This window comes from Mesorhizobium opportunistum WSM2075 (assembly GCF_000176035.2).
In the GTDB taxonomy this organism is placed as follows: domain Bacteria; phylum Pseudomonadota; class Alphaproteobacteria; order Rhizobiales; family Rhizobiaceae; genus Mesorhizobium; species Mesorhizobium opportunistum.
In genome coordinates, this window is the sequence record NC_015675.1 from 3,420,448 (window position 1) to 3,447,066 (window position 26,619).

General features: G+C 62.7%; 30 protein-coding genes. 20 read left to right on the plus strand and 10 right to left on the minus strand.

What is annotated here, in order from left to right; genetic code table 11:
• Nucleotides 1–8: 8 nt before the first annotated feature.
• Nucleotides 9–1,133 (minus strand): bifunctional DNA-binding transcriptional regulator/O6-methylguanine-DNA methyltransferase Ada, encoded by a 1,125-nt coding sequence (gene ada / locus MESOP_RS16430; RefSeq protein WP_041164740.1) that lies wholly within the window; start codon nucleotides 1,131–1,133, stop codon nucleotides 9–11.
• Nucleotides 1,134–1,286: 153 nt separating this feature from the next.
• Between ada and MESOP_RS16435 the strand changes: the two genes are divergently transcribed.
• A complete protein-coding gene (locus MESOP_RS16435; protein ID WP_013894453.1) occupies nucleotides 1,287–1,508 on the plus strand; it encodes a helix-turn-helix domain-containing protein in 222 nt (73 codons plus the stop codon).
• 57 nt (nucleotides 1,509–1,565) lie between these two features.
• Here the strand turns inward: MESOP_RS16435 and MESOP_RS16440 are convergent, their stop codons facing one another.
• Complete coding sequence (locus tag MESOP_RS16440) at nucleotides 1,566–2,258, minus strand: winged helix-turn-helix transcriptional regulator (RefSeq protein WP_013894454.1); 693 nt, start codon at nucleotides 2,256–2,258, stop codon at nucleotides 1,566–1,568.
• 178 nt (nucleotides 2,259–2,436) lie between these two features.
• Here MESOP_RS16440 and MESOP_RS16445 point away from each other — a divergent pair, with 178 nt between their 5' ends.
• A complete protein-coding gene (locus MESOP_RS16445; RefSeq protein WP_013894455.1) occupies nucleotides 2,437–2,763 on the plus strand; it encodes a DUF1330 domain-containing protein in 327 nt (108 codons plus the stop codon).
• Between the two features lie 115 nt (nucleotides 2,764–2,878).
• A complete protein-coding gene (locus tag MESOP_RS16450) occupies nucleotides 2,879–3,415 on the plus strand; it encodes a hypothetical protein (RefSeq protein WP_174324777.1) in 537 nt (178 codons plus the stop codon).
• 92 nt (nucleotides 3,416–3,507) lie between these two features.
• On the opposite strand, the gene MESOP_RS16455 is transcribed toward MESOP_RS16450, so the two are convergent.
• A complete protein-coding gene (locus MESOP_RS16455; protein ID WP_013894457.1) occupies nucleotides 3,508–3,957 on the minus strand; it encodes an ester cyclase in 450 nt (149 codons plus the stop codon).
• Between the two features lie 229 nt (nucleotides 3,958–4,186).
• Between MESOP_RS16455 and MESOP_RS16460 the strand changes: the two genes are divergently transcribed.
• Nucleotides 4,187–6,280, plus strand: a complete 2,094-nt coding sequence (locus tag MESOP_RS16460) for an EAL domain-containing protein (RefSeq protein WP_013894458.1) — start codon at nucleotides 4,187–4,189, stop codon at nucleotides 6,278–6,280.
• Nucleotides 6,281–6,410: 130 nt separating this feature from the next.
• On the opposite strand, the gene MESOP_RS33720 is transcribed toward MESOP_RS16460, so the two are convergent.
• Complete coding sequence (locus tag MESOP_RS33720; protein WP_167313557.1) at nucleotides 6,411–6,605, minus strand: hypothetical protein; 195 nt, start codon at nucleotides 6,603–6,605, stop codon at nucleotides 6,411–6,413.
• A gap of 203 nt (nucleotides 6,606–6,808) precedes the next feature.
• On the opposite strand from MESOP_RS33720, the gene MESOP_RS16465 reads away from it, so the two are divergent.
• Nucleotides 6,809–7,537, plus strand: coding sequence for a 3-keto-5-aminohexanoate cleavage protein (locus MESOP_RS16465; RefSeq protein WP_013894460.1), 729 nt, complete (start codon nucleotides 6,809–6,811; stop codon nucleotides 7,535–7,537).
• A gap of 2 nt (nucleotides 7,538–7,539) precedes the next feature.
• On the opposite strand, the gene MESOP_RS16470 is transcribed toward MESOP_RS16465, so the two are convergent.
• The 3 genes from MESOP_RS16470 to MESOP_RS16480 all read right to left on the minus strand — a co-directional run bounded on the left by MESOP_RS16470 (nucleotide 7,540) and on the right by MESOP_RS16480 (nucleotide 11,612).
• Nucleotides 7,540–8,640 (minus strand): serine hydrolase domain-containing protein, encoded by a 1,101-nt coding sequence (locus MESOP_RS16470; protein ID WP_013894461.1) that lies wholly within the window; start codon nucleotides 8,638–8,640, stop codon nucleotides 7,540–7,542.
• A gap of 179 nt (nucleotides 8,641–8,819) precedes the next feature.
• Complete coding sequence (locus MESOP_RS16475) at nucleotides 8,820–10,436, minus strand: ABC transporter substrate-binding protein (RefSeq protein ID WP_013894462.1); 1,617 nt, start codon at nucleotides 10,434–10,436, stop codon at nucleotides 8,820–8,822.
• Nucleotides 10,437–10,478: 42 nt separating this feature from the next.
• Nucleotides 10,479–11,612: an NAD(P)/FAD-dependent oxidoreductase gene (locus MESOP_RS16480; RefSeq protein ID WP_013894463.1), complete on the minus strand. Its 1,134-nt coding sequence runs from the start codon at nucleotides 11,610–11,612 to the stop codon at nucleotides 10,479–10,481.
• Between the two features lie 136 nt (nucleotides 11,613–11,748).
• On the opposite strand from MESOP_RS16480, the gene MESOP_RS16485 reads away from it, so the two are divergent.
• The 3 genes from MESOP_RS16485 (at nucleotide 11,749) to add (ending at nucleotide 14,691) form a co-directional block, all read left to right on the plus strand.
• Nucleotides 11,749–12,366: a helix-turn-helix domain-containing protein gene (locus tag MESOP_RS16485; RefSeq protein ID WP_013894464.1), complete on the plus strand. Its 618-nt coding sequence runs from the start codon at nucleotides 11,749–11,751 to the stop codon at nucleotides 12,364–12,366.
• 150 nt (nucleotides 12,367–12,516) lie between these two features.
• The gene (locus MESOP_RS16490) at nucleotides 12,517–13,575 is read left to right on the plus strand and encodes a Gfo/Idh/MocA family protein (RefSeq protein ID WP_013894465.1); all 1,059 of its coding nucleotides are present in this window, start codon (nucleotides 12,517–12,519) and stop codon (nucleotides 13,573–13,575) included.
• A 123-nt stretch (nucleotides 13,576–13,698) separates the two neighbouring features.
• The gene (add, locus tag MESOP_RS16495) at nucleotides 13,699–14,691 is read left to right on the plus strand and encodes an adenosine deaminase (RefSeq protein ID WP_013894466.1); all 993 of its coding nucleotides are present in this window, start codon (nucleotides 13,699–13,701) and stop codon (nucleotides 14,689–14,691) included.
• A gap of 33 nt (nucleotides 14,692–14,724) precedes the next feature.
• Here the strand turns inward: add and MESOP_RS16500 are convergent, their stop codons facing one another.
• Nucleotides 14,725–15,204, minus strand: a complete 480-nt coding sequence (locus tag MESOP_RS16500; protein WP_013894467.1) for an Lrp/AsnC family transcriptional regulator — start codon at nucleotides 15,202–15,204, stop codon at nucleotides 14,725–14,727.
• A 108-nt stretch (nucleotides 15,205–15,312) separates the two neighbouring features.
• On the opposite strand from MESOP_RS16500, the gene MESOP_RS16505 reads away from it, so the two are divergent.
• On the plus strand, nucleotides 15,313–15,846 hold the full coding sequence (locus MESOP_RS16505) for an RBBP9/YdeN family alpha/beta hydrolase (protein WP_013894468.1): 534 nt from the start codon (nucleotides 15,313–15,315) through the stop codon (nucleotides 15,844–15,846).
• Between the two features lie 12 nt (nucleotides 15,847–15,858).
• Here the strand turns inward: MESOP_RS16505 and MESOP_RS16510 are convergent, their stop codons facing one another.
• A complete protein-coding gene (locus MESOP_RS16510) occupies nucleotides 15,859–16,425 on the minus strand; it encodes a DUF922 domain-containing Zn-dependent protease (protein ID WP_049802371.1) in 567 nt (188 codons plus the stop codon).
• Between the two features lie 146 nt (nucleotides 16,426–16,571).
• On the opposite strand from MESOP_RS16510, the gene MESOP_RS16515 reads away from it, so the two are divergent.
• The 6 genes from MESOP_RS16515 (at nucleotide 16,572) to MESOP_RS16540 (ending at nucleotide 21,472) form a co-directional block, all read left to right on the plus strand.
• Entirely contained in the window at nucleotides 16,572–17,066 is a 495-nt protein-coding gene (locus tag MESOP_RS16515) for a hypothetical protein (RefSeq protein ID WP_245265111.1), read from the plus strand.
• Nucleotides 17,067–17,197: 131 nt separating this feature from the next.
• Nucleotides 17,198–18,397, plus strand: a complete 1,200-nt coding sequence (locus MESOP_RS16520) for an aminotransferase-like domain-containing protein (RefSeq protein WP_041164159.1) — start codon at nucleotides 17,198–17,200, stop codon at nucleotides 18,395–18,397.
• Nucleotides 18,398–18,467: 70 nt separating this feature from the next.
• The gene (locus MESOP_RS16525; protein ID WP_013894472.1) at nucleotides 18,468–18,896 is read left to right on the plus strand and encodes a VOC family protein; all 429 of its coding nucleotides are present in this window, start codon (nucleotides 18,468–18,470) and stop codon (nucleotides 18,894–18,896) included.
• Nucleotides 18,897–19,113: 217 nt separating this feature from the next.
• Nucleotides 19,114–19,629: a hypothetical protein gene (locus MESOP_RS16530; protein WP_013894473.1), complete on the plus strand. Its 516-nt coding sequence runs from the start codon at nucleotides 19,114–19,116 to the stop codon at nucleotides 19,627–19,629.
• Between the two features lie 101 nt (nucleotides 19,630–19,730).
• The gene (locus MESOP_RS16535) at nucleotides 19,731–20,348 is read left to right on the plus strand and encodes a C39 family peptidase (RefSeq protein ID WP_013894474.1); all 618 of its coding nucleotides are present in this window, start codon (nucleotides 19,731–19,733) and stop codon (nucleotides 20,346–20,348) included.
• Nucleotides 20,349–20,365: 17 nt separating this feature from the next.
• Nucleotides 20,366–21,472, plus strand: coding sequence for a D-alanine--D-alanine ligase family protein (locus MESOP_RS16540; RefSeq protein WP_013894475.1), 1,107 nt, complete (start codon nucleotides 20,366–20,368; stop codon nucleotides 21,470–21,472).
• 262 nt (nucleotides 21,473–21,734) lie between these two features.
• Here MESOP_RS16540 and MESOP_RS35105 read toward each other — a convergent pair whose 3' ends face one another.
• Nucleotides 21,735–23,834, minus strand: a complete 2,100-nt coding sequence (locus MESOP_RS35105; protein ID WP_013894476.1) for a hypothetical protein — start codon at nucleotides 23,832–23,834, stop codon at nucleotides 21,735–21,737.
• 263 nt (nucleotides 23,835–24,097) lie between these two features.
• Between MESOP_RS35105 and MESOP_RS36205 the strand changes: the two genes are divergently transcribed.
• The 5 genes from MESOP_RS36205 (at nucleotide 24,098) to MESOP_RS16565 (ending at nucleotide 26,607) form a co-directional block, all read left to right on the plus strand.
• Nucleotides 24,098–24,322: a hypothetical protein gene (locus MESOP_RS36205; protein WP_013894477.1), complete on the plus strand. Its 225-nt coding sequence runs from the start codon at nucleotides 24,098–24,100 to the stop codon at nucleotides 24,320–24,322.
• A 35-nt stretch (nucleotides 24,323–24,357) separates the two neighbouring features.
• On the plus strand, nucleotides 24,358–24,597 hold the full coding sequence (locus MESOP_RS36210; RefSeq protein WP_245265130.1) for an N-acetyltransferase: 240 nt from the start codon (nucleotides 24,358–24,360) through the stop codon (nucleotides 24,595–24,597).
• Nucleotides 24,598–24,655: 58 nt separating this feature from the next.
• Nucleotides 24,656–24,892 carry a hypothetical protein gene (locus MESOP_RS35650; protein ID WP_167313558.1) on the plus strand — a complete coding sequence of 79 codons (237 nt, stop codon included), beginning with the start codon at nucleotides 24,656–24,658 and terminating at the stop codon, nucleotides 24,890–24,892.
• Nucleotides 24,893–25,204: 312 nt separating this feature from the next.
• Complete coding sequence (locus MESOP_RS16560) at nucleotides 25,205–25,447, plus strand: hypothetical protein (protein ID WP_013894480.1); 243 nt, start codon at nucleotides 25,205–25,207, stop codon at nucleotides 25,445–25,447.
• A gap of 86 nt (nucleotides 25,448–25,533) precedes the next feature.
• Nucleotides 25,534–26,607 carry a sensor histidine kinase gene (locus MESOP_RS16565; RefSeq protein ID WP_013894481.1) on the plus strand — a complete coding sequence of 358 codons (1,074 nt, stop codon included), beginning with the start codon at nucleotides 25,534–25,536 and terminating at the stop codon, nucleotides 26,605–26,607.
• The last annotated feature ends 12 nt before the right edge of the window (nucleotides 26,608–26,619 follow it).

The following is a 26,619-nucleotide window of genomic DNA, read 5'->3' on the forward strand; positions in this document are numbered from 1 at the left end:
GGTGCCCGTCAGCTCCGTGCAGATCGGTAAGCGCTGTCGGATGCATTCGATCCACCCGCCTCGCGGTCGAGCAGCGCGCGCTTGCGCTCGGCGCCCCAGGCATAGCCGGACAGCGCGCCGTCCTTGCGGATCACGCGGTGGCAGGGGATGGCCACCGCATGCGCGTTGGCCGCGCAGGCGGCGGCGACGGCGCGCGTGGCGTTCGGCGTACCGATGCGCCGCGCCATCTCGGCATAGGACACCGTCTTGCCGACAGGGATCTCCTGCAATGCCTGCCAGACGCGCTGCTGGAACGCCGTGCCGCGCACGTCGAGCGGCAGGTCGAGGCCGAGCGCCGGCGCCTCGACGAAACCGACGACGCGGGCGACCAGCGCCTCGTAATCGCGGTCGCCGCCGATCAGCCGCGCCTTGGGAAAACGGTCTTGCAGGTCGTGCACCAGCGCGTCGGGATCGTCGCCGAGCAGGATCGAGGCGACGCCCTTCTGGCTCGACGCGACCAGAATGCTGCCGAGCGAGGCCTCGCCGACGGCGAAGCGGATGTCCTCGTTGGCGCCGCCGGCACGGTAGCGGGTCGGCGTCATGCCGAGCATGCCGGTCGATTTTTCGTAGAAACGCCCGCTCGAATTGAAGCCGGCGTCATAGATCGCGGCCGTCACGCTGGCACCGTCTTCGAGGCCCTGGCGGACCCGGGCGGCCCGGCGTGCGGTGGCGTAGTCCTTCGGGGTCAACCCGGTGATGGCCTTGAAGACACGATGGAAATAGCCGGCGCTGCGGCCGGCTGCACCAGCCAGTTCGGCGAGCGAGGGTTCCTCCTCGCTATGCTCTATCCTGCGGCAGGCATCGGCGACCATCGCGGCGTTGCCGGCTTCAAGCGAGGGACCATCCGGATTGCAGCGCCGGCAGGGGCGAAAGCCGGTCGCCCTGGCCTGATCCAGCGTGTCGTGCAACTGCACGTTTTTCGGGTTGGCCTGCCGCGACGGGCAGGAGGGGCGGCAGTAGACGCCGGTCGTCGCCACCGAATACCAGAATTCGCCGTCCGCCGATTTGTCGCGCGCGACGATACGCGCCCAGCGCGGATCGTCGGCGACCGGCAGCGGGACGGATTTCAGATCTTTGGTCAGGGTGATGAACATGGCCGCATTGAAGCCGCCAAACGCCGGCCTCGCCACCCGTTTCCTGACAACTGTCAGGAGGGGCGGACTTTATCGATGTTCGAGAAACTAAACCTGAGCTCTACAATTTTCCATCGGGCAAGATTATGACAAGGTTGATCTGGAGAAGGTGTGATGGAAAACATTCGACCCATTAGGACCGAAGCTGACTACGATTGGGCGATCGCCGAAATCAGCAGATATTTCGAGAATGGGCCGGAGGTCGGCTCTCCTGACGGCGACCGCTTCGATGCTCTTGCGTGCCTGATCGAGGCTTATGAAGACAAGTACTACCCGATTGAATCACCCGATCCCATTGACGGGTCGCATCCAATCGGATTCAAAGGTTCCATGTAAGTCATTGTTCTCGTTGCATGTAGCCCAGGGTTGATAAGCGTTTGGCGGTAGGCTCTCCTACGCCGCACGCTTGGGCTCCACCGCGAACGGGCTGAGGCCGAGCCAGGTCTGCATCTTCCTGCCGATGGCCTGGTCGCCGGTCAGGGCGACCTTGGCGCCGGCCTTTTCGACGGTGAGCAGACCCATCCAGATCGCCGTCATCGTGTGCAGGTCGGTCGAGACGTAGAGGTCGACCTCGAAGCCCGGATCGTACCAGCACAGGTCGACCTCGCCGTGCTTTTCCACGATCAGCCACCACGACCGTTTGGAGACCGGGAGCTCCTGGTACAGGAATTGTATCACGGTGCGCCCATCGGGCAGCGGCGAGGGGTTCAGATTGCGCCGCATGTCCCACATCAACAGCGACGGATCGAGGTTCTTGAGCGACAGCCGGGACTCCACCCACTTCTGCCCCCAGAACCCCATCGCCTCGACGACGGGGCGCAGATCTCGGCCTGCCTCGGTCAGTTGATAGTCGAAAATCCCCTTCTCGCCCTGGACCGCCTTGCGCTCGACGATGCCGGCCAGCTCGAGCTCCTTCAGCCGTTGCGACAAAAGGGTCGGCGACATTTTGGGGACGCCGCGGCGGAGGTCGTTGAAGCGGGTCGAACCTGCCACCAGTTCGCGCATCAGCACCATCGTCCAACGGGTGCACAGCACCTCGGCGGCCATCGATAGCGGGCAGAACTGCTTGTATCCGTGCTGGGCCATGATCGGTGCCTCTCCCTCGAACCTGAGCCGAACATTAGCCCTTCATGATTGAAGCGGCGAGTACAGAAACTGTACCGGGCCGGTACAGATCGCGGACTGGTTGGCAGAGGCCTTGCCATGCGAGCCCTTTGGCCGGTCGCACGGGATATCCCTGTGCGCCGCAACCAAGGATACGACCATGACTGCTTACCTTATCGCGGACATCAAGATGAAGGACCCGAAATGGGTGCCGGACTATGCCGCCTCGGTGCACGACCTCGTCCACAAGCATGGCGGCAAATATCTGTCGCGCAGCGGCAATGTGAAGACACTCGAGGGCAAGCCGCTCGACACCACGCTGATCGCCCTGATGGCATTCCCGTCGGAAGCCGCGGCGCGCGCCTTCACCAACGATCCGGCCTACGCGCCTTTCGTCTCGGCGCGTCAGGGCGGCAGCGACAGCCGTTTCCAGCTCATCGACGACACCGATCTCGCCGGAACGATACCGTATCTGCCGAAGGGATGATCCTTCCACGACACATCGAATTCGGGATCGCCAAGCAACAACAGCCACGGCGCTTGCCTGCCGGGCCTCCGTATTTCCGGCGGCCGGCGAGCCGTGCTTTTTCAAGAAGAATGGAATGGATATGACTTCAAATTTTCGCAACAGGCTCGCCATGGCGGGGGCCATGCTTGCCGCCTGCGCCACCTTCGCACAGGCGCATCAGGAGGCGTCCGACGCCGCGTCCGGTCCCAATCCGCTGGCCGACAAGGTGCGGTCCGCGAACAGCCGCTTTCTCGACGTCAAGGCAGCGACGGCCGAGGGCTATGCGCCCATTCCCTGTGCCAGCGGCATCACCGGCGGCGCCATGGGCATCCACTACGTCAACGGCCAGTATCTGAAGGACGACAAGATCGACATCGCCCGTCCCGAAGCGGTGATGTACGAGCCGATGGCCGACGGCACGCTGAAGCTGGTGGCGGTCGAATATATCACCTCGAAGGGGCCGGCATCCCTGGACGGCCAATTGTTCAACTTCAACAGCGCCCCGAACCGCTACGGCCTGGGTGAGTTCTACGAACTGCATGTCTGGGCCTGGAAGGGCAATCCAACCGGCACTTTCGCCGACATGAACCCGAAAGTGTCGTGCGAGCATGCGATGGCGCCAAGTCAATAAGCAACGGAGCCAGTAAGCAACGGGGCCAGCAATCGATGAGGCCAGGCGGCATCGACGCCGCCTGGCCGATACGATGGTTCCCGTGTGCTGCCTCAAGCGGCTTTCATCAGGCCGAGTTGGGTGAGGGCGGTAACGCCGTCGTCGAGACCGATCTCCTCGACGATCCTGCCGTCGATCACCTTGAGCACCGTGGTGCCGGTGAAGCGCATCGTGCGGCCGGTGGCGGCGGGCAGTGAGCCGGCCAGGAAATCACCGAAGGCCGGGCCGGTATGCGTGCCGCCACCTTCCCACTGGCCGACGACATAGTCGCCCTCGGCAATGAGGTCGGCTGTGGCCCAGAAATTGAGATCCGGGAATGCGGTTCGGAAATCGGTCATGAAAGCCTTGATATCGTCGCGGCCGCGGCGCGGCTCATGCAGCGAATATTTCAGCAGCATGTCAGGCGCCGCAACCGCGTCGACCACCGACAGGTCGCAGGTCTCACCCCAGAAGTCGGTGAACCATCTGACGACGACGGCCTTGTTGTCTTCTTGCTTGGTCATTGGGAGGATCCTCTTGTCCTTGCCTTTGGGCTCACCGGATGGGCCGGTGGCCTGGGACAAGCAGTAGGACGAATTGGGGGCAGTAAAACTCCGGTTCTTGCCCGCCAATCGAAAGGCGCGTTCACAAACGAACGACTGTCAGGCTGAGCGGCTTCCCTTCGGCAGAAGTAACGCTTTCTTCTCTGGTTCTGTCGCAGATTGCCCGCGGGTGGGGCAGGCGAAACAGACGATGGCGCGTCAGGACAAAAAAAGTCGCGATAAAACGTTCTGGGCGAAAGCGCTGGAACGCGCCCATCTTGGCGTCTGGGACTGGGATATTCGGACCGGCGACTGCTTCTACTCGGCGACCTGGGCGCATATGCTGGGCTATGACGAGGATGAGCTTGCCGCCACCAGCGACCTGTGGCTGCAACTCACCCATCCCGACGACCGCGAGCATGCGTTGGCCAGCGGCGACCGCCATATTGCCGGATTGACCGATGCCATCGAGACCGAACTCAGGCTCAAGCACAAGCTGGGCCATTGGGTGTGGGTGCTGGATCGCGGCGGCATCGTCGAGCGCGACACGTCCGGAAAGCCCACCAGGCTGATGGGCGTGCAAACCGACATTTCCAAGCAGAAGGCCGCCGAGGCCGAGCTTGAACAGGTCAATGTGCGCTTCCGCCTGGCGCTCGCCGCCAGCGGCACCGGCATCTGGCACTACGACATCGCCACCAACAAGAGCTATTGGGATGCTCGCACCAGGGACATATTCGGCTTGGTCGCCGACACCGATGAGGTGACAGCCGACCTCTGGCACAGCTATCTGCACCCCGACGACAAGGAAGCCACCGAGCGGGCGCATCTGCCGCCACCCGGCTCTGACGGCGTCACGGCCTCGCAATACCGCATCATCAGGCGTGACGGCGAGATCCGCCATGTCGAGTCGCTGGTGCGCTTCGTCGCCGCGGCGGGCGCTGCCGGCCAGATCCTCGGCACGGTGCGCGACATCACCGAGGAAAAGCTGCGCCAGCAGGAGCTTGCCTACGCGGCCCGCCACGACGCGCTGACCGGCCTGTGCAACCGCGCCGCCTTCGACAGGCTGCTCGCCGACCACATCGCCGCGGGTGTGCCGCTGGCGGTGTTCTATGTCGATCTCGACTACTTCAAGGCGCTCAACGACTTTGCCGGCCACGCCGCCGGCGACCTGGCGCTGAAGAGCGTTTCCGCCGGCATCCGTGGCTGCCTGCCGCAGGCGGCGCACGCGGCGCGGCTGGGTGGTGACGAATTCGCGCTGCTGGTGCCGCATTGCAATGCCTCGCAGGCCGAGCGGATCGCCACTGCCGTGCTCGGCGCGGTGCGCGAGGCCGATCTCGGCACGGCCGCGTCGTCACGCAAACTGGCGGCCTCGATCGGCATCGCCTTCATCGACGACGCCAGCACCACGGTGGCCGATGCGCTGGCTTGCGCCGACGACGCCTGCTACGCGGCCAAGGCTGCCGGGCGCAATCGTTTCGCGGTGTTCTCCACGATGGTCGAATCGGGGTCGGGCGGGCTCAATGCCGCGCGCGTCGCCGCCGATACGGTCGACGCCATGGAAGAGGGACGGCTGAAACTGTTCGGCCAGGAGATCCACCTGCTCGGCAAGCCCTGGCAGGAAAGCCGTCATGTCGAAGTGCTGGCGAGGCTCGCCGGGCGCAACGGCCGGCTGGTGCCGCCGGGCGAATTCATTCCGGTGGCCGAGCGGTTCGGCATCGCTTCAAGGCTCGACCGCTGGATCATCCGCACCGCGCTGTCGCGGCACGGCGCCGCCTTGCGCTCGGGCTCGCTGACGCTCGGCTTCAACCTGTCGGCACAGACGCTGAGCGATCCGCAACTGTGGGCGTTCGTCGACAGCGTCATCGACGAGACCGGAGTGCCGCATTCGGGCATCGGTTTCGAGATCACCGAGACCGCAGCCGTCACCAATTTCGACGCCGCCGAACAGTTCGTGCGCAAGGCGCGCGAGCGGCGCTGCCGGGTCAGCCTCGACGATTTCGGCGCCGGCATGAGTTCGTTCGAATATCTCAGGCGTTTCCCCGTCGACACGATCAAGATCGACGGTTCCTTCATCGAACACATCACGGAAAGCCGCTTCGACCGCGAGATCGTACTGGCCATCACCAGCATTGCCCGCAGCCTCGGCTGCGACGTGGTGGGCGAGAAAATCGAGCGCCAGGACACGCTGGCCATGCTCGGCGACATGGGCGTCGCCTTCGGCCAAGGCTTCCTGCTGCACCGGCCGGAGCCGCTGGAGCAGATCGTCGCACGTGCGAGCGAGGTGCCGGCCCGCAAGGCATCGTGAACCGGGGTGTCGAGTTTCAGGTGAGGATGACCTTACCTGAAACTCGACACTACGTTTTGACGCAATTCATGGGAAGGCGCTACGCGCTTTTCCCGGGAAAACCGTTTCACACTTTTCCTGGAATTGCTCTCTAACGGTTTTGCCGCGCCGTCGATCGTGGAAACTCCACTACCCCAACTTCGGGTCGCCTGTGTTGTGCCTCCGCCACCGTTTCGATCAACAGATCGAGGGCGTCACACGCCGTACGGCTCGTCTCGTCATTGCCACGCAGATAGTGATAGGCACGTTCGAGGTGGACGCGGGCGGCTGAAAAATCGCTGGTCAATGGTCCCTCCATGATCCCGCCCTAATTTATCTTGGCCGGCCTGGCGGAACGCGAGGTAAATATCCACAGGCGCTTTTTATTCAAATGCCGCCGGATGGGCCAGAGAAGGCGCGACCCTTGAGACTGCCAATCTCCACCGGGGGAGATTGGCAACTTCGCGGCCGAGCGAATAGAGTGGTATCTCCCTTGTCCGAGGCGAGATCATGATCGTACAGGCGTGCATCAATGGCGCGCGGCCACGCGATTTCCACCCGGAATTGCCGCTGACGGTGCAGGCGATGGCGAGTGATGCGGCGGCCTGCGTCGCAGCGGGTGCGGCCGAACTGCATATCCATCCGCGCGGCGCGGACGGGCGCGAGAGCCTGGCCGCCGTCGATGAAACGGTGTTTGCGGTACGCAAGGCCTGTCCGGGCACATTCGTCGGCGTGTCGACCGGCGCCTGGATCGAGAACGATGTCGAGCGGACGCGCGCGGCGATTGCCGGCTGGCGCGAGTTGCCCGACTATGCCTCGGTCAACCTGTCGGAGGCCGATGCGCCCGCCGTGATGGGATTGTTGCGCCAACGCGGCGTCGGTATCGAGGCCGGGCTTGCCACGACGGAAGATGCCGAGCGCCTCGTGACGTTTGCCGATCGCGACCGGGTGCTCCGCATCCTGATCGAGATCGACATCCAGGACCTGAATGCAGCACTCGACGAGGCGCATGGCATCGCCGCCGTGCTCGAACGCGCCGAGTTACGGCGACCGATCCTGCTGCATGGCGTCGATGCCACGGTGTGGCCGTTCGTGGAGCTTGCGCATCGGAAGCGCTGGTCGACGCGGGTCGGGCTGGAGGATGGCAGGACGCTCGCCGATGGCAGGACGGCAAAAGACAATGCCGAGATTGTCGCGGCGGCCGTCGCTGTCTTCCGGCCAGCGCCCTTGAGTGGATAAAGTCAGTCTCCCAGGATAATCCGGATCGCCTGGTCGACCACCGGATGCAAGCCGCTGGCCTGGAAGGACAGGCGGTTGCCGGAGCCGACGTTGCTGGTCATGGCTATGGTCAGGTTCGACTGTGGATCGTGCAGCATGACGGCGACGTAGCCCGGAATGCTGCCCTGATGGCCGTAGAAGGCGCGGTCGGCGTAGGCGCTTTGGAACATGCCGGCACCGGTCTCGCGCATGCGGGTGCCTGGAAAACTCGCCGGCACGCGGTGTTCGAACATCTCGGCGAAGAAGGGCGGCGACAACAATTTGCCGGAGAACAGGCCGCGCATGAAAGCGACCATGTCGGATGGCGTCGACACCATGTCGCCGCAGCCATAGGCGGCACCGAACGGGAAGGAATTGGAAGAGTCCTGCAGGTCGTCGGCGTAGGGCAGCACGCCGTCCATGCGCCACATCTCGCCGCCCGAGGCGATGTCGGTGGGCGCATTCGGCGCCGGCGGCGGCCGGTGGTAATAGCCGCGCACCATCGCCTTTTCCGGAAAGGCTTCGGTCGCCGGCGACCAGGTGTTTTCCAGGCCAAGCGGCTCGAGGATCGCGCTTCTGACGTAGGCGCCCAGCGACTGGCCGGTGACGGCCTCGATCACCAAGCCGGCCAGCACATAGCCAGTGTTGTTGTAGACGGCGGGACCGCCCGGCGCCTTCTGCTTGTCGGAGGCGAAGGCGATATCGACCAGCTGCCGGGGCGTCCACTGCCGGCTCGGGTCCATCGGAATGTAATATTCGAATTCCGGCAGGCCGCTGCGGTGGTTGATCAGCTGGCGCACCGAAATGTCTTTGGCACCCGGCAGGTCGGGAAACCAGAGGGAGATCGGCGCACCGAGATCGAGCTTGCCTGTCTCGGCGAGCTTGACCAGGGCCGCGGCAACGAAGGTCTTGGTGCAACTGCCGATCTTGAACAGCTGGTCCGGAGTGACAGGGGTGACGTGCCGCCGGTCGGAGAGGCCAGCGGTGAGGGCGGTTGGTGTGACGCCTGTCGAATAGGCGAGCGAGGCGCCTACCGCACCATCGGCGAGGTAGGTGTCGAGGAGGGCGGTCAGGTCTTTTGGCATGGATGTCTCGCTTTCTTTTTCCCTTCTCCCCTTGCGGGAGAAGGTGGATCGGCGCGCTGGCGCCGAGACGGATGAGGGGTGTTCCAGCGGAGTGAGACGTTGGCGTTCCCTGGAGCCCCCTCATCCGTCGCCTTCGGCGACACCTTCTCCCGCAAGGGGAGAAGGGAAGGCGCCAGCCCTCACTCCGCCATATCGACGGCGGCGAAATTCTGCCGGCCGAAGGGGTCGAGCACGTAGTTGAGAACGCTCTTGCGGATCGGGATCGCCACCATCGAATGGGCGATCGGCGCCACCGGCACCTCGGCCTTCAGGATGGCCTGCGCCTTGCCGTAGATGGCGGCGCGCTCTTTCTGGTCGGCGGCGACGCGGCCTTCGTCGAGCAGCTTCTCGAAATCCTTGTCGCACCAGCGCGAGCGGTTGGAGCCGCCCTTCACGCCATCGCAGGACAAGAGATAGCTCAGCATGTTGTCGGGATCGCCATTGTCGCTGCTGCCGCCGAGCAGGAAGGCATCCTGTTCGCCCGCGGCGGTGCGCTTGAGATATTCGCCCCATTCGAAGCTGACGATTTCTGTGTGGACGCCGACCTTGGCCCAGTCGGCCTGGATCATCTCGGCCATACGCTTGGCGTTGGGGTTGTAGGGGCGCGACACCGGCATAGCCCACAGGCTGATCTTGAGGCCGCTTTCGTGGCCGGCTTCTTTCAGCAGTTTCTTGGCGCCGTCGGGATCGTAGTCGATGCCGGCATCGGTGACGGCGCCGAGCTGCGCCGGCGGCACGACGCTGCCGGCGACCGTGCCCGCACCCGCATAGACCGCCTCGACGATCGCCTTGCGGTCGATCGCCTTGGCCAGCGCTGTGCGCACGCGCACATCGCCCAGCGGCTGGTGTTCGACATTGAAGCCGAGGATGCCGATATTCTGACCCTTGAGGTCGAGCACCGTGATCTCGGGATCGGCGCGCAGGTCGGCGACCGCACTTGGCGGCGGCGGGGCGGCGACCTGGCACTCATTGGCCTTGATGCGCTCGACGCGGGTGGTCGGCTCGGGCGTGATGGCGAAGACCAGCGTGTCGATCTTCGGCGCGCCGCGCCAGTAATCCTTGTTGGCGGCGTAGCGGACCTGGCTGTCGGGCACATAGGCTTGAAGCACGAACGGCCCAGTGCCGACCGGCTGGCTGTCGATCAGCTCCGGGGTGCCGGCGGCCACCATCTTCTCGGTCTGCTCCAGCGACAGGATCGAGAGATAGTCGAGCGCGAGCCCGGCGAGGAAGGTGACGTTGGCAGCGGTGAGCGTGAAGCGCACGGTGTAATCGTCGACCTTGTCTATCTTGTCGATCAGCGTGCCCATGCCCAGCGCATTGAAATACTCGTAAGCGCCGCCGCCGAGCTTGTGATAGGGATTATTGGCGTCGCGCTGGCGGTTGAAGGTGTAGAGCACGTCGTCGGCGTCGAAGTCGCGCGTCGGCGCAAAATGCTCGTTCGACTGGAATTTCACGCCGTGCCTGAGGTGGAAGGTATAGGTCTTGCCATCCGGAGAGACCTCCCAGCTTTCGGCCAGCGCCGGTCCGACCTCGGTCGTGCCCGGCTTGAACTCGACCAGCCGGTTGAAGATCGTCTTGGCGGCGGCGTCCATGGTGGAATCTGCAATGCCGATCGCCGGGTTGAAGGTCTCGGGATTGGCTTCCGAACAATAGACAAGGGTTTTGGCATTGGCTTGGCCGACAAGCATCGATGCGGCCAGGACGGACGAGGCCAGAAGGGATCTGGTTAGGACTGCGCGCAGAACGGTGGATTTCATCGCAAACGCTCCTGATGACACTTTACGGGGTGGGTATGAAACTCATGGCGTCGCCGCCTGGGTGAGGAAACGATCTGGCGCCAGCGCGGCGGCGGTGACGCCGAGTGCGGCGACATCTTCGGGCACGGGTTGGCCGCGCATCAGCGCTGAGCTCAGCCTGGCCAAAGTCAGCGACACCTGGAAGCCGTAACCGCCCTGGCCGCCGAGCCAGAAGAAGCCGGGCAGGCGCGGGTCGAAGCCGGCGACCGGCGTGCGGTCCGGCGCGAAGGTGCGCAGGCCCGCCCACGGCGTCGACGGACGGCCGATGCGCATCGATGTCGCCTGCTCGATGCGATCGACGGCGATGGCGACGTCGATGTCTTCGGGATACGCGTCGCACGGCTCTGAATCGGTTTCGTCGGCGAGCGAGCCGATCAGCCTGCCGGCATCGGGCTTGAAGTAGAATTGTTCGTGCAGGTCGACGACCAGGGGCCAGCCGGCAATATCGGCGCCGGTGGGCGGATCGAACAGGAAGGCAGTGCGCCGTTTCGGCTGGAAGCCGAGGCCGGGGAGCCCCGCCATGCCGGCGACAACATCGACCCAGGCGCCGGCGGCGTTGACGACGATGTCGGCCGTATAGGCGCCGGCGCTGGTTTCCACCCGCAGGCCGCCGCCGAGGGCCGAGATGGCGCGGACCTCCTCGCCGGTGCGGATGGTGCCGCCACTGGCCTTCAGCGCCGAGGCACAGGCTGCCAGCATCTTGCCGGTGTCGACATCCACAGCGTCCGGCTCATAGACCCCGCCGCAGGTGGCGCCAACGGCAATGACCGGGACCAGCGCGTGGAGTTCGGCGGCCGACAGGCGGCGCACGCTGGGCACCAGCGCCTGCAATTCACCGGCCAGCCTGTCGATCGCCGCGTCGTCGCCTTTCCAGCCGACATGCAGCGCGCCGCGCCGATGCGCGACGTAGCCGCCCTCGACGATGGCCTGGCGGCTCGCCAGCGTCAGCGCTCGCACCAGCCGGTTGCCATAGGTCTCGGTGAACAAAGCGGCGGAGCGGCCGCTGGCGTGGTAGCCGAGATGCGGCTCGCGCTCGATGACAGTCACCTCGGCCCAATCCCGCACGGCGGCAGCCAGTGACAGGCCGGCAATGCCACCGCCGATGACAACGATTTTCTGGGAGGAGTTCGACCGCATCCACCAGTCGTAAAAATAATTTCATATCCAGTCAATATTTAGCGTATAAGAAAATTGTTGATGTTGTTGATGGTGACGGGGAGTTCGACTACCTAGGGTAGGCAAGCGGCTCGATGGCCGCGCAACGGAGCTGACAATGTCGGAGCAACCGAACCTCGGTGACTGTCTTCGCGCCCTGAGAAGAACGCATGGCTGGACCCTGCAGGAGGTCAGCACGCTTACCGGCGTCGCTGTGTCGACGCTGTCCAAGGTCGAGAACGACCAGATGTCGCTGAGCTACGACAAGCTCTTACAGATCTGCGAGGGGCTCGGCATCCATGTAACGGAACTGCTCAGCGGCGACCGCAAGCAGCCTTCGGCGCGCACCCGCCGCTCGGTGACCTCGCAGTCCAACACGCTGCGCCAACTGACCCGCAACTACGACTACCGCTATCTCGCCACCGATCTGGTGCGCAAGCGCATGGTGCCGATCCATGCCTATGCTCGCGCCCGTACGCCGGAGGAATTCGGCCCGCTGACGAAACATGCCGGCGAGGAATTCCTGATCGTGCTCAAGGGCGAGATCGAACTGCACACCGACCAATACGCGCCGGTGCGGCTTAAAGAGGGCGAAAGCGTCTACATCGATTCCACCATGGGTCACGCCTATCTGTCGGTGGGCGAGGGCGACGCCGAGGTACTGTGCGTCTGCTCCGGCGAGGAGCCCGACATGGAAGGCACGCTGCTGAGCGTGCTGGAGACGGTGGAGGGGTAAGGGCGGCGCCTCGCCGGCTACGGACAGAACATTCGTGTCGACGGCGGCATTTTCCGCGCTATCTGAGGCGCTGGCTGGGACGAGAGAGGGCCGGGAGGAGAGGGGTATCTCCACAGTCGCCGGCAGCACCCTGAGACGACGGGAGAAAAAATGCGGCTTTTGATACTCGGCACCGGCTGGATGGCGCAGGAACATGCAAGGCGCTTCAGCGCCGTCGAGGGTGTCGACATCGTCGGCGCCGCCGATGTCGATCCGGCGCGCGTCGGCGAATTCGCCGACGGCTTCAATATCCCAAACCGCTTCACCTCGCTGGAGGAAGCGCTGCAATGGGGCGCCTTCGACGCGGTCGCCAATGTGACGCCGGACCGCATCCATCATCCGACCACCATGGCGCTGATCGCCGCCGGCAAGCCGGTGCTGTGCGAGAAGCCGCTGGCCGAAAATTTGGGCAAGGCGACCGAGATGGCCGACGCCGCGGAAGCCGCCGGCATCATCAATATGGTGAACCTCACCTACCGCAATGTCGCGGCACTCCAGAAGGCGCGCCAGATGGTGCAGGCAGGCGAGATCGGCACCGTCCGGCATGTCGAGGCGTCCTATCTGCAAAGCTGGCTGGTGTCGAAATTCTGGGGCGACTGGCGCACCGATCCGAAATGGCTGTGGCGCCTGTCGCGCGGCCACGGCTCGAACGGCGTGCTCGGCGATGTCGGCATCCACATCCTCGATTTCGCCAGCTATGGTGCTGCGCTCGACATCGACCATGTGTTCTGCCGGCTGCGCACCTTCGACAAGGCGCCCGGCAACCGCATCGGCGACTATGGGCTCGACGCCAATGACAGCTTCGCCATGACGCTGGATTTTTCCAACGGCGCCTTCGGCGTGGTGCATGCCAGCCGCTGGGCGACCGGCCATCTCAACGAGCTTCGGCTGCGCATCTATGGCGACAGAGGCGGCATCGAGGTGGTGCACAATCTCGACGGCTCGGTGCTGAGGGCCTGCGTCGGCGACAATGTCGACGATGGCAAATGGGAAGAGCTCGACGCCGGCACCGTGCCAACCAACTACCAGCGTTTCGCCGATGCGGTGCAAAGCGGCGTGCAGAGCGAACCATCGTTCCGCCACGCCGCCGAATTGCAGAAGGTGCTGGATCTGGCGGTGGTGTCGGACGAGAGGCGGGCAGAGTTGACGGCGCACGCGGACACGCGGTAGGCCCGGGTTCCGTGAGGCGCCGCCAATCTCTCGGTCCCAGACGCGCAATTCTTTCAATCATTTCTTGAAATGGAGGCTGGCCATTTCATGGTCTGATGGCGCCGGAGAACATGGGAGGCGTCATTGACCGACTTCATCGGGTTGCCGAAAGCCGAAGTGCACATCCACATCGAAGGCTGCTTCGAGGCCGACGATGTGATCAGCAATTGCGAGGAAGCCGACATTCCGCTGCGCGCGCCGCGCGACAGGCTCTTCGAGGCGCATGATTTGAAGAGCTTCCTCGAGATGCTCGACTGGCTGTGCGGGACATTCCGGACGCGCGAGCAACTCGCAACCACTGCCTACAAATTCGCGCAGCGCATGAGCCGAAGCGGCGTGCGTTATGCCGACGTCATCTTCAACCCCACGCACTGGCCACATTGGCACAGCAACATCGCCGGGATGATCGACGCGTTCGACGGGGGTTTCGCGGCCGCCGAGCAGGACGGACACCCGCCGGTCGGGCTTTGCGTCAGTCTGCTCCGCACCCAGTCGGCGGCGGAAGCGATCGAACTGGTGGAACTGCTGAGCACGATCAGGCACAAGCGCGTTGTTGCGTTATCCATCGATGGAAATGAAGCGGCTGCCGGCCGCACCGGACCACGTTTCGCCGAGGCGTTCCGCCGCGCCGGCGCCGCGGGTTTGCGGCGCACCGTTCATGCGGGCGAGTCGAGCGGCCCGGAAGGAGTGCGTGACGCGATCGAACTGCTTGGCGCCGACCGCATCGACCACGGCGTGCGGGCGATCGAAGACCCTGAACTGGTGGAGTTGCTGGCGCGAAGGCAGATTCCGCTGGGCACATGTCCGATCTCCAATGTGGCGCTCGGTGTCTATCCTTCGCTTGCCGGGCATCCGCTCGATGCCCTGCGCAAGGCTGGTGTCCCGGTCTCGATCAACACCGACGACCCGTCGCTGCTCGACACCACGCTCGAAGCATCCTATGCCGCCTGCGCCGAAGCCTTCGCCTGGGACGGCGAGACCGTCCGGCATCTCGCCGCGACATCGGTGCATGCGAGCTACGCCGACCCTGCGCTGAAGGCGCGGATCCTGGCCGATCTGCAAGCCTGGCGGGCTTAAAGCCCCCGCATTGCGCGGCGAAAAAGCCTTGGTCTAACCGGCCGACCTCCGGATCAGCTCGCGGCCGATCGGCTTCGGCGTCTCGCTGCGCAGCACCAATGCCGTGGTGACCGCACCGTGGCGCGCCACGGCGTCGACGATGGTTTCAAGGTGGACGGGCGAGGGCACGACCACTTTCAGGATGAAGCAATCCTCGCCGGTCAGCCGGTGCACCTCGGTGATCTCGGGCATTTCGGCGAACTGCTTCAGGCAGGGCCGGATGTGCTCATGCGTGGTGCGCACGCGAATGATCGCCATCATGCCAAGACCGAGGGCGGCCGGATTTATCACCGCGGTGTAGCCGGCGATGACGCCGCGCTCTTCCAGCCGCTTGACCCGCTCGGAGGTGGCCGGCTGCGACAGGCCGACCCGGCGGCCGAGCTCCGAAATGGCGATGCGGCCGTTCTCCTGCATGGCCTCGACAATGGCGATGTCGGTCGGGTCGAGCGGCGCGCGCTCATCACTGATCTTCATGGTCACCTTGAATCCATCGGCGAGAGAACGGTTTACCCGATGGTTTCCCATTCCCGACGCCACCGCAAGACGTCATCATGCCCGAACAATCGATTGGAGCAAGGCGACATGACGTATTTCATCATCCTGCCGGGAAGTGGCGGTTCCGGCCCGGAGCACTGGCAATCGCGCTGGGAAAGCGCCAATCACGCGATGCAGCGCTTCCAGCCGTCAAGCTGGGACCTGCCTGATTTCACCGACTGGCTGGCGGCGCTGGAGGCTGCGGTGGTCGCGGCGCCCGGGCCGCCGGTGCTGGTCGCGCACAGCCTGTCCTGCCTGCTGGTCGCGCATTGGCAGAAAAGTTCGCTAAGGCCGGTCGAGGCGGCGTTGCTGGTCGGCGTTCCCGACCCGGCGTCGGCGGTCTTTCCCGAATATGGCATGGCTTTCGCCAAAATTCCCGAGGGCCGGCTGCGTTTCCCCTCGCTGGTGGTGGCCAGCACCGACGATCCCTATGGCTCGCAGGAATATGCCCAGGCGCGGGCGAAGCAATGGGGCAGCCGCATCACCGTCATCGGGCCGTTCGGCCACATCAATGCCGACAGCGGCCTGGGCGACTGGCCCGAGGGCCTCGAACTGCTCGACAGCCTCATGTCCGAGGCTTGAAGGTGAGAGCGCTCAGCCGCCAGTGACCAGGGCGAGGATCAGCTTCTGCAGATTGCCGCCCTGGCCCAGTTCGATGCGGTCGAAATCGCGGCTTGCCTGGCGCTGCGCCAGCGAGAGCGCCGACAGGCGCTTGGTCATCTCGGTTCGGATCTTGCTGCATTTGGGATCATCGGCGACCGTCAGGCCAACGGTCGCCGTCTCGATCTTGCGCACCATGTCAACGATGGTCGCGCCATGGACCTTTTCGTGGGCGCTGACGCCGGCGAGGAAAACCTCCCAGTTCTTCTGGACGGCTGACGGCAGCGGCGAGGAGGGGCTGGGCAAGGTGTAGGTGATGATGAGCTTCGGCTTGGCCGAGGCCAGCACGCAGGCACCGGCCCGCGCCTGATAGTCCCGGGTCCAGGTCAGCTTGAAATTGGTGTGGGCGATGGCCCGGGCAACGCCGACATTCGGCCCGTTCTCGCCGATCGAGCGATAGAGTTCCGGTCCGGACTGGCCCGAGATGGCATAGGTCTCGACCTTCTCGACCGGCTTCCACTGCGCATGGGCGGTGAGCGGCATGGCCACCAGGGCGGCCATGAAAAGGCACAGACGAACACAGGCTCTCAACACCGCTCTCCGCAAAACCAGGCCGGCGCTGAACAGCCAATGCCACCGGATGGCTTTTCCTATATGCTGCCGGCGGGTGCTGCAAATGCTCCAGAGGAGCCAATTGGGGGAAAGTCATGAGAGCTGGATATCTCGCTGTTGCCGGTGCCTTGGCCGCGCTGCAGGCCGCGCAGCCGGCTTTTGCCGCGTCGTGCAGGAACTGGAGTGCGAAGATGGAGGAAGACGAGGGCGGCAGCGTGCTGACCGCCTCGGTCTGCGGCGGGCCGAAGGGCGACGCGCAGCTGATGCTGATCTGTTTTGAAAAGCCGGTGCTGAGCTTAGACCTCGGCGCCTCCGGCCAGCAGCTTGAACCGGGCATCAGCGGCTCGTTCGATTTCAAGGCCGACGGCAAGACAGTGACCAAGACGCTGCAACTGGAGGAGATGTACAATTATTTCGTGGTCGACCTGACCAAGGCCGATCCGCTGCTGGACCTGCTGCGCTCCAAGGGCGAGGTATCGGTCGGTTCAACCAAATATGGCGCGACTAGTTTTCCGCTGAAGGGCTCCAGCGGAGCCATCGGCAAAGTGCTGGCGCAATGCGGCAAGGCCAAGCCCGCGGATGGGGATTGAACCGCGTCGCTTCGCTCCCTGGCGCATAGCGGAAGGCATTCAGGCACTATTCAAATTGCCTGACAAAGCGGATATAGGTCAGTCAAGTTGACCTATATTCGAAACGTCCGGGGAGGCGTGACTTGACCCTTATGAACCTTTTGGCTTCGCGCTCGTCGCGCATGAAGGCCTCCGAAATCCGCGAGCTGCTGAAGCTGCTCGACCAGCCGGACATCATCTCGTTCGCCGGCGGCATTCCCGATCCGTCGCTGTTCCCGGCCGAGGCGATCCGCGACGCCTATGCCGACGTGCTCGGCGGTGCGGAGGCGGGGGCAGCACTACAGTACCAGGTCTCGGAAGGCTACCTGCCGCTGCGGCGCTGGATCGCCGGGCAGATGGGCAAGCTCGGCATCGCCTGCGACGAGGGCAACGTCTTCATCACCTCCGGCTCGCAGCAGGCGCTGGATTACCTGGGCAAGCTGTTCCTGTCGCCCGGCGATACCGCGCTGGTGACATGGCCGACCTATCTCGGCGCGCTGCAGGCCTTCAACGCGTACGAGCCGCGCTACGACCGGCTGCGGCCGGAAGGCGGCAACATGACGCCGGCGGCCTATCACACCGCCGCCGCAGCGAATGGCGGCCGGGTGAAATTCGCCTATCTGGTGCCGGACTTCGCCAACCCGACCGGCAACACGCTGGACCAAAAGCAGCGCGAAGCGGTGCTCGATCTTGCCGGCGAGCTCGACATCGCCGTCATCGAGGACGCCGCCTACCGGGCGCTGCGCTATGACGGCGAGGGCGTGCCGCCGATCCTGGCTTTGGACTGCGCGCGCTCCGGCGGCATCGACAAGGCTCGCACGCTCTATTGTGGCTCGTTCTCGAAAATCCTGTCGCCGGGCATGCGCGTCGGTTGGGTGTGCGCGCCGCGCCACGTGGTGGAGAAACTGGTGCTGATGAAGCAGGCTTCCGACCTGCACAGCCCGTCGATCAACCAGCTCGTCATGCACCGCGTCGCCGAAGCCGTCTTCGACGCCCAGGTGGAAAAGCTGATCGGCGCCTATCGCGAGCGCCGCGACGGCTTGCTCGCGGCACTCGAGGCCAACATGCCAAAGGGCGTGAGCTGGAGCCGCCCGGAAGGCGGCATGTTCGTCTGGGCGACGCTGCCGGAAGGCTCCGACGCCACCGAATTGCTGGCGCGGTCGGTGAAGGAGGCGCGCGTCGCCTTCGTGCCCGGCAACGCGTTCCATGCCGACGGCACCGGGCGCAACACGCTGCGGCTATCCTTCACGCTGGCCGACCGCCGTGCGGTGAGCGAAGGCATTCCCCGGCTGGCGGCCTTGCTCAAGGGGTAAGGCCTGGTCTGCGTGCATTGACCGCGCTCCCGCCGGGCCTAAATTCGAGGTCTTGCGAGGAGGAGTTTGCATGGAAACCCAGGAACTGCATCGCGGCCGGCTCATCGACCATATCCAGCTGGTGGTCAGGGATCTGCCAGCCAGCCGGCGCTTCTACGAGGCGCTCTTCGGTGTGCTCGGCGTGCCGATCGGCGGCAGCGCAGAGGACTATTTCTGGGCCGATGAACTGTTCGTCTCCAGCGCCGACAGCCGCGCCGCACTGGGAATGCTCACCGGCCGTCATCATCTGGCCTTCCAGGCCAGGGATCACGCCATGGTCGATGCCTTCCACAAGGCCGGACTGGCGGCGGGCGGCAAGGACAATGGCGCGCCGGGCGAGCGGCCCTATCATCCCGGCTATTACGCCGCCTTCCTGCTCGATCCGGACGGCAACAACATCGAGGCCGTCCATCACGGGCCGCACACGCGCAGCGCCGCTTCGGTGAGGATCACCTTCTAGGAGAAGACCGTCCCGCTAGGGAGATCCTACTCCGGTGGCGTTTTCCGTGCCCTGACCCGAGGTCTTGCACGGCATCCCCCGCGTTGCCAGATTGCCAGCCCCGATGCTAGCCGTGCCGATGGCGGGCGGGAATCAGCATCGATGCAACGCCCGCTGCGGATTTTTCAATAAAACGCCCAAACTGATATCCCTTACCCCGCCATCGAGGAATAATTTTATGCAAAACGCGACCAAGTCCATCTGTTCCGCAGCACTTCTACTTGCAGTCGCGACCATGGGTCTGGCCGGTACATTATTCGTTGCTCATATTTCGTCGGCGCAAGCCCAGGAGGAATATCTTCCGACCCAGAAGGACTTTGTCGGCAAATGGAAACTCAGCGGCGCAACCACCCGGCCGCCGCGCGACATGACGGATGCGCCCACGCCGGAGCAGGAGGCGGCGGCCAATGAGTTCCAGCAGACGGTGACCAATTTTTACACCGCGTTCGACTATCTGGAGATCATGGCGGACGGCCGCTACAATTTTCATCAGCCCGGCGACCCGACATCGGGGCCTTGCGTCTGGTGCGGAACCTGGTCCTTCAGCAAGAGTTCGCTGTGGCTCAAGCTCGACACGGCGCCCAGGCTCGATATCTACGCCAAGGACGGCGACATACAGATGACCTACACTGCCGAGCCCGACGAAAAATCGAAATACGCCTGGCTGGTTTTCGGCTGGACGAAGGTTGAATAGGCGGCGCCGGACCTGCTGGATTTTCGAGACGGGCTCCAAGCAGCTTTTGACCCATCTCGTATCCTCGTATACGAGATGGGTCAGCTGCCCGAGGAGTCCGCATGAGTCCGCTGCCTGAAACCGTGCCGTTTTTCAGCCAATGGGAAACGCCTGACATGACGCTGGCCGTGCTCGCCGATGGCGCCGAGGCAGCGCTCAGGCGCGATCCGCTGTGGCAGGGCTCGGGCGCGGCAACACTCGACGAATACGCGGTCTGGGCCGCCAACATCTGCGGCATGGCATGTCTCAAGATGATCCTGGCGACCCGCGGCCGGATCGTGCCGACGATCGAGCTGGCAAGACGCTGCACCGGCTATGGCGGCTATGTCGTCAACGAAGGATCGATCAAGGGACTGATCTACGCGCCCTTCGTCACCTTCGTGAAGGAGGCTTTCGGCCTGGAGGCGCAGGTGATGACCAATGTCGCGACGGTGGATGTTCCGGCGATCCTGGCGCGGTCGAGCTTCTTCATCGCTTCGGTCAGCAGTTCGATCCGCTGGCCCGAGCGCGAGCCGTCGTCGAAGGGCGGGCATCTTGTGCTGGTCACGTCCGCGTCGGATCAGCTTTTCCGCTTTCACAATCCATCCGGCCATACCAGCGCCACACAGGCAAACGCAGTGTTGGCGCCGTCCGATTTCGACCGCTTCTTTGCCAATCGCGGCATTGCCGTCAGCTTTTGATCTCCAGGGGATTTTCAATGAAGGACAAGATCAGGGTTGCCATCCTCTATGGCGGGCGCTCGGCCGAACATGACGTGTCGCGGCTGTCGGCTGCCAATGTGCTGAAGGCGATCGACCGGACGCGCTACGAGGTGGTCCCGATCGCCATTTCCAGGGATGGCAGATGGCTGCTGCAGCCATCGTCCGAAGCCGGCGTCGACGGAGCAGGCGCTCCGGTGTCTGGGGACGGCGTGGAGGTTGCCCTGCTGCCCGGCGGCAAGGGCCGGCTGGTGGCCGTACCCCAAGCTGGCGTGCGGCCTGACTTGTCGCCGGTCGATGTCGTCTTTCCCGTGCTGCATGGGCCGTTCGGCGAGGACGGCTCGGTGCAGGGCTATGCGGAAGTCGCCGATGTCGCCTATGTCGGCTGCGGCATCCTCGCCTCGGCGGCCGCCATGGACAAGGATGTCGCCAAGCGGCTGATGCGCGAGGCCGGGCTTGCCGTTGCCCGCTCGGTCACCGTGCTTAGGGGCGATGTCTGTTCCTTCCAGGAGATTGCCGGCGCGCTCGGGCTGCCTTTCTTCGCCAAGCCGGCGCGCCAGGGCTCGTCCTTCGGGGTGAGCAAGGTGAAGGACAGGGATGGCTTCGAGCAGGCCGTCGAGACGGCTTTGCGCTATGACAGCAAGGTGCTGATCGAGGAGTTCGTCGAAGGCCGGGAGATCGAGTGCTCGGTGCTGCAGCGGGCCGACGGCTCGCTGACGGTGTCGCTGCCTGGCGAAATCATCCCGGCCGGCAAGCATGGCTTCTACACCTACGAGGCCAAATATTTCGATGCCGACGGCGCGGTGGTGAAAGTACCAGCCGATGTCCCGGCAGGTGTCGCCGGCAAGGCGAAGGAAATGGCCGCTCAGGCTTTTCGTGCGCTCGGCTGCGAGGCGATGGCGCGCGTCGATTTCTTCCTGCGCGCCGACGGTTCGCTGCTGGTCAACGAGGTCAACACGCTGCCCGGCTTCACCGATATCTCGATGTACGCCAAGGCGCTCGCCGCGATCGGTATAGGCTATAGTCAGGTCATCGACGTGCTGATCGAGCACGCGCTGGCCAGGCATGGCGGGGGTTCCTGCTTTGCAGACAGGCGGGTTTCATAGTCATCGGTATCGCATGGGGAGAACGTTCGCCCACAGCCATGTCGCAAAGTGAGTAGCGGTGCCACCCATCTTCTCCCTCAGCCAGGAGGCCATTTCAACGCCTTCCGACTAGAGCAGTTCACCGTTTCACGGAAACAGCGAACTGCTCTATCTCTTTGTTTTTACGCAATTCCCAAGGGAAAACGCTACGCGTTTTTCCCGGAAAAACCGTGTCACATTTTTCCTGGAATTGCTCTAGACTGATCTAACGCTCGCCAAGAAATCATAGCAGCGACAGGAGGCGAAAGTCATGACTGATTCTGGCCAGATCAATAGTATTGTTGCTCCCGCCAACTGCCGGAAATAAAATTTCAATCTGACCATCACCATCTAAATCCCCAGCAAGAATTGGCGTCTTGCGTAAAATTTCAACACGCTGTTCGTTTTGGTTTTCGGGACTGCCGGCCAGGATAAAGTGATCCAAAGGAATGCCGGCTAGAGTCTTGAAGTCAGAGCAAGAGCCGTCGGTTGCTATGATCAAAAGACCTATTTCAAGGGTGCGCGGTGCATCTCCTTTCCGAATGCTATTTGCCCGTGACAGGATGACAGCGGAGTTTTCTTCAGAAATCGAAGAGACGATCGGTGGTCTTGCCAACCAAGTCTTATCGAGATGGACCGAGCATTTCGAAAAATCGACGGGAATTTCGGCAAGGCGTGACCGTTCGGCTTTATTCTCCATCACGGGCACATGCCACTCGGCCAAGCGGAGTTGATCTGGATTCTCGGAGCCACCAATGCGTTGGAAGCCTACCATAAGGGGGCTTTTGCTGTTGCGGCCGATAACGAAACTTGGATCGTCCGTCTCATAATCGTCATCAAGCACCATAGATCCTCGCGGGACGGCTGCACTGTATTCAGGCCTGTCCTTGTGGCGACGAATGCCCAGTCGTCGAACCAGAGAGATCGACTCGAAGCGCTCGTCCCTGCGCGACCAGACAAGGGTAGGATCATTCTTCGACGAAGGGTTCAGGATTTGTGGATGACTGACAAAGTTGCGATATGGTGTGTCTTCGTACTGCGGCTTGCCCAGATATATCGGTGAAATTTCATCAAATACACGTATCGGCCATTGCGGTTGCCTGGATTCGCCGCTTGTAATGCTAACAGCCATATCAAGGAAGCATAATCCGTTTGATCCGTCTCTTCTGCAATTGTGTGTCTGAAGTGCGGATAACCACAATATATCATCTGTTATTCTACCTAGATGCGAAGGTAGTATTTCAGAAAAGTAGGCATCACCGGAGTTGCGTCCATTGCCCAGTTCCGCGGCAAAAAAAGCCATATCCGCGGATCGGCAGGAGGTGCTCGCATCTCGCATGCTTCCGGACATCCCGGAAAAATACAGGCACCTCCAATCGACTGTCGTGGCGCGTCCGGGTGCAATGCCGATTAGGCGGCCGCCGGTTTCGCCGAGGCTTCGTCGCTGCCACCAGACGAACCAATCTTCTGTCTGCCCATTATGCCTCGCCTCAGCCACAATGGGCGCGCCAACGATGTATGCCGGGTTGCCTGGAAGTATGGACTTTTGCCATAGCTGGGCAGAGTTCGGGGCCACCGAGACAAACACACCCGAGGGGCGCACCGAGAATTCGTAGACCCTCTTCCGTTGCCCGAGCTTTCCATCGGAATTGGGAGCGTCGGCGATTCTGTAGGCGGTATAGGACTGAGATCGAATAGGGTAAGGATCATATTCAAAGTAGGTTGATGCCCGGCCGTCTACTCCGATTTCATCGTCCAATCCCGCCGATAGGGCCTCGACATTCTGGCTCACTGACCTGAAGGAGTCGCTTCCGCCGATGCGAACACCCAGCGTTACGAGACGTGCATCGCGTATGCATTTACTCCTATTGTCGTTTATCCTTCCCTCGTCTCTGGCTCGCTCAATGAAGTAGCACAGTTGAAAGGCTTGCTCTTGCAGAGTGAAGTCACAGTCGGCTTGAGTATATCCATATGTCGCGGCGCCATGCCGGTAACAGAAATCATGCATCGCACACGCCTGGCGCATCTCAAGCCCGATTTCAGAACGGCCAGCTGCGATTGGAAATGCGAGTTTCGAAATGTCGGGTGGCAAGCTGCAGCTCAAACCTTCGCCTCGACCACCGACTATTTGAATATCCGCGGATGAAAAGGGTACTTGCCCACTGGTTACCGGCATCTCTCCTCGTGTCGGAATGGCTGCATTGGCCAACAGGCGATCCGCGACTGCCCTCCCAAAATAGTCCAACTTCAATAAGAATACGGCTATAAATATTACGACTGCAAAGCCGATAAATGCAAAAAATTGCCTTATCCTTATATAAATTATATCTATTATTTCCCTCATTTTAACCGCCCTCGCAGGGGTTCCCAGTATAATCCAAAATGCGCCTTCAACAAGCCGGAATTACCAAGGGAGAAAACTCTAGTCGGCCGGATATTCCGAGAAGCTCTCTTGAATATCTTTTTCCGTCTTCTCGTAGACCCGTAATGCTCAGATGATGACAGCAGAGCGCTTAAGCTGAATGGACGCGCCTGCGTGGCCAAACATTCCGACCAGGCAAACATTCCGACTAGGCTTGCGCTTCCTGACTTTGCAGGAGATGAAGAATGCTCGAAATTCGCCCGGTGCGAGAGGCCGATCAGCCGGCTATCGAGCGCCTCTGGCATGAAGGCTGGCACGATGCCCATGCCCATCTGGTTCCAACCGAAATCCTGGCATACCGGACGCCCGCACATTTTTCGTTGTGGCTGAAGCAGTCCAGCGACGCATTTCATGTGGCGGCAGATGATGAACCGCTCGGCTTCGTTTCCATAAACGGGGCGGAACTGTAAAGCTCTATGCAAGCCGGCAAGCACGGGGTCGCGGAATTGCCCACGATCTGCTGGCACATGCGGAGCGGCTTTTGTTTGAAGACGGCGTGGCCAAGGCGGAGCTTTTCTGCACGGCGGGAAATCTGCGTGCGCAGAAATTCTATGCCCGCGAAGGGTGGCGCCTGGGCCGCACGTTCCAAGATGCACGGTGGCCGCCGGAAAATGTCGCGGAAAATGTCAATGGCGGATTTACCGTGGAAACCCACGCCTACCAAAAGCATCTCGGCTTTCGATAGCTGGACCGAACCGAGGCGTTACCAAGCGCGCTCAGCCCTGTTACTGCAGCGAGGCCGAATGATGAAGATCGAGCGCGGCGCCACCGTCCTCGACAAGGGCAAATCCAGGCCAAGCCAGCCCATTGGCAAAGGTGTCGAATTCAATTGCCGCACCAAGCATCTGAGCCGCCCGCAGGACCAGCGGTTCAATGTCTTCGAGTGCGACGTTCTCGGCCAGATTCCGAACCCTGACCCGCTCCGCCACCGCTGGGACATTGACGATGCCTGCCTGCCTGAAGGTCGTACGGACTGCTGAATTCACGTCATCGCGCAGGCGCGCCGAAAAGTCATACCGCATCGAAACCTCCCGAAGAGGATCTGTTGTCCGTTCACGCCGGAGCATGCGCCCGATGGCGCGCCATGGCAAGTAAAAATTCAAAAATAATCAAATAAATCAGCAAGTTAGAATAGTTACACAAATGCGCTGCCGTGGTTGTTCCTCATAATATGCATGATGCGATGTCCATGCCTTGGCGGACCTTGACGCATTATAAGAGCAATCCTAACTATGAGATGAGTGAGGCAGATACTAACTCAGCGCATTTTGGTCCTGCGCAAGGAGGCGGACATGGCTGAACTGGAACGTCCGGAACGACTGCAGATCATGCTCACCCATGATGAACTCGCGGCGCTGGAAAACTGGCGTTTCGACAAGCGCATGCCCAGCCGCTCGGCCGCGGTGCGGGAACTGTTGCGCCGCGGTCTTGCCTCGGATGGCTTCCTGACGGCGGAACTTGGGGCCAAATCGCAGGAGTTCGGGGTGATCAAACCTAACGGAGACGCCAAGGAATCACCTGAACAAGCCGAGTGAAAGTCGGTGCCGCAATCCTCGCACCGGCGATTGCCTTGGTCCGCTTGCGCCTTATCTGATTGGGGGAAACTGCATTGCGAGCGGTGATGATCGACGTCCTAGGCGGTGATAAACAGGGGGCAACCGCCGATGCGCGCCTCGCGGCAATCGTCGATTCCTCATTCGACGCCATTATCAGCAAGGATCTGAGCAGCGTCATCCAAAGCTGGAACCAGGCGGCGGAACGCATGTTCGGTTACAGCGCCGAGGAGGCTATCGGCCAGTCGATCCTCATGCTCATTCCCGATCACCTCAAGAGCGAGGAGACAGAGATCATCACCAAGGTTCGCAGCGGCGACCGGGTGGCAAGCTATGAGACGACGCGAAGGCGGAAGGACGGCACGCTGATTGCCGTGTCGCTGACGGTGTCGCCGATCAGGAACAGCCATGGCGAGATCATCGGCGCTTCGAAGATCGCCCGCGATATTTCCGCCGCCAAGGAGAGCGAGCGCCGCATCAGGCTGCTGATGCGGGAGGTCAACCATCGCGTCAAGAACCAGTTCGCGGTCATCCTGTCGATGGTCCGGGAGACCAGCAAGCGCTCGAGCGATCCGCACGAGTTCGAAGAGATGATCCGCGCCCGCATCATGGCGCTGTCACGTTCGCACGATCTGCTCGTCATCTCGGAATGGGCGGGAGCGAGCCTGTTCGACCTGATCCAGGAACATCTCAAGCCCTTCGGCCGCGAGGAGCAGATCCTGCTCTCCGGACCGGTTCTGACGCTGCAGTCGAACGCGGTCCAGAATCTCGGCATGGCGTTCCACGAGCTTGGCACGAACTCGTCCAAATATGGCGCACTGGCCAGCGAGGCTGGCCGGATCGAGATCACCTGGACCATAGCTTCCGGCGCTTCGGGCCCCGATGCCTTGGGCGAGCGAGAATTCCAGCTGCTCTGGAACGAGACATCGCCGCCTTATGCCGGCGACAGGCGCGAGGAGACGACACGCAAGGGGTTCGGGACGGTCGTCCTGCAGCGCGTTGCACCGCAGTCGCTGGGCGGTTCCGCCACCCTGGAGCGGTCTCCGGGTCATCTCAGCTGGAGCTTGTCCGCGCCACTGGCATCGATCATCGTGCCGCAGGCCGGTACCGAGACGGACAACGATACGGGCCTCGGCATTTAGGCACTGCTTATC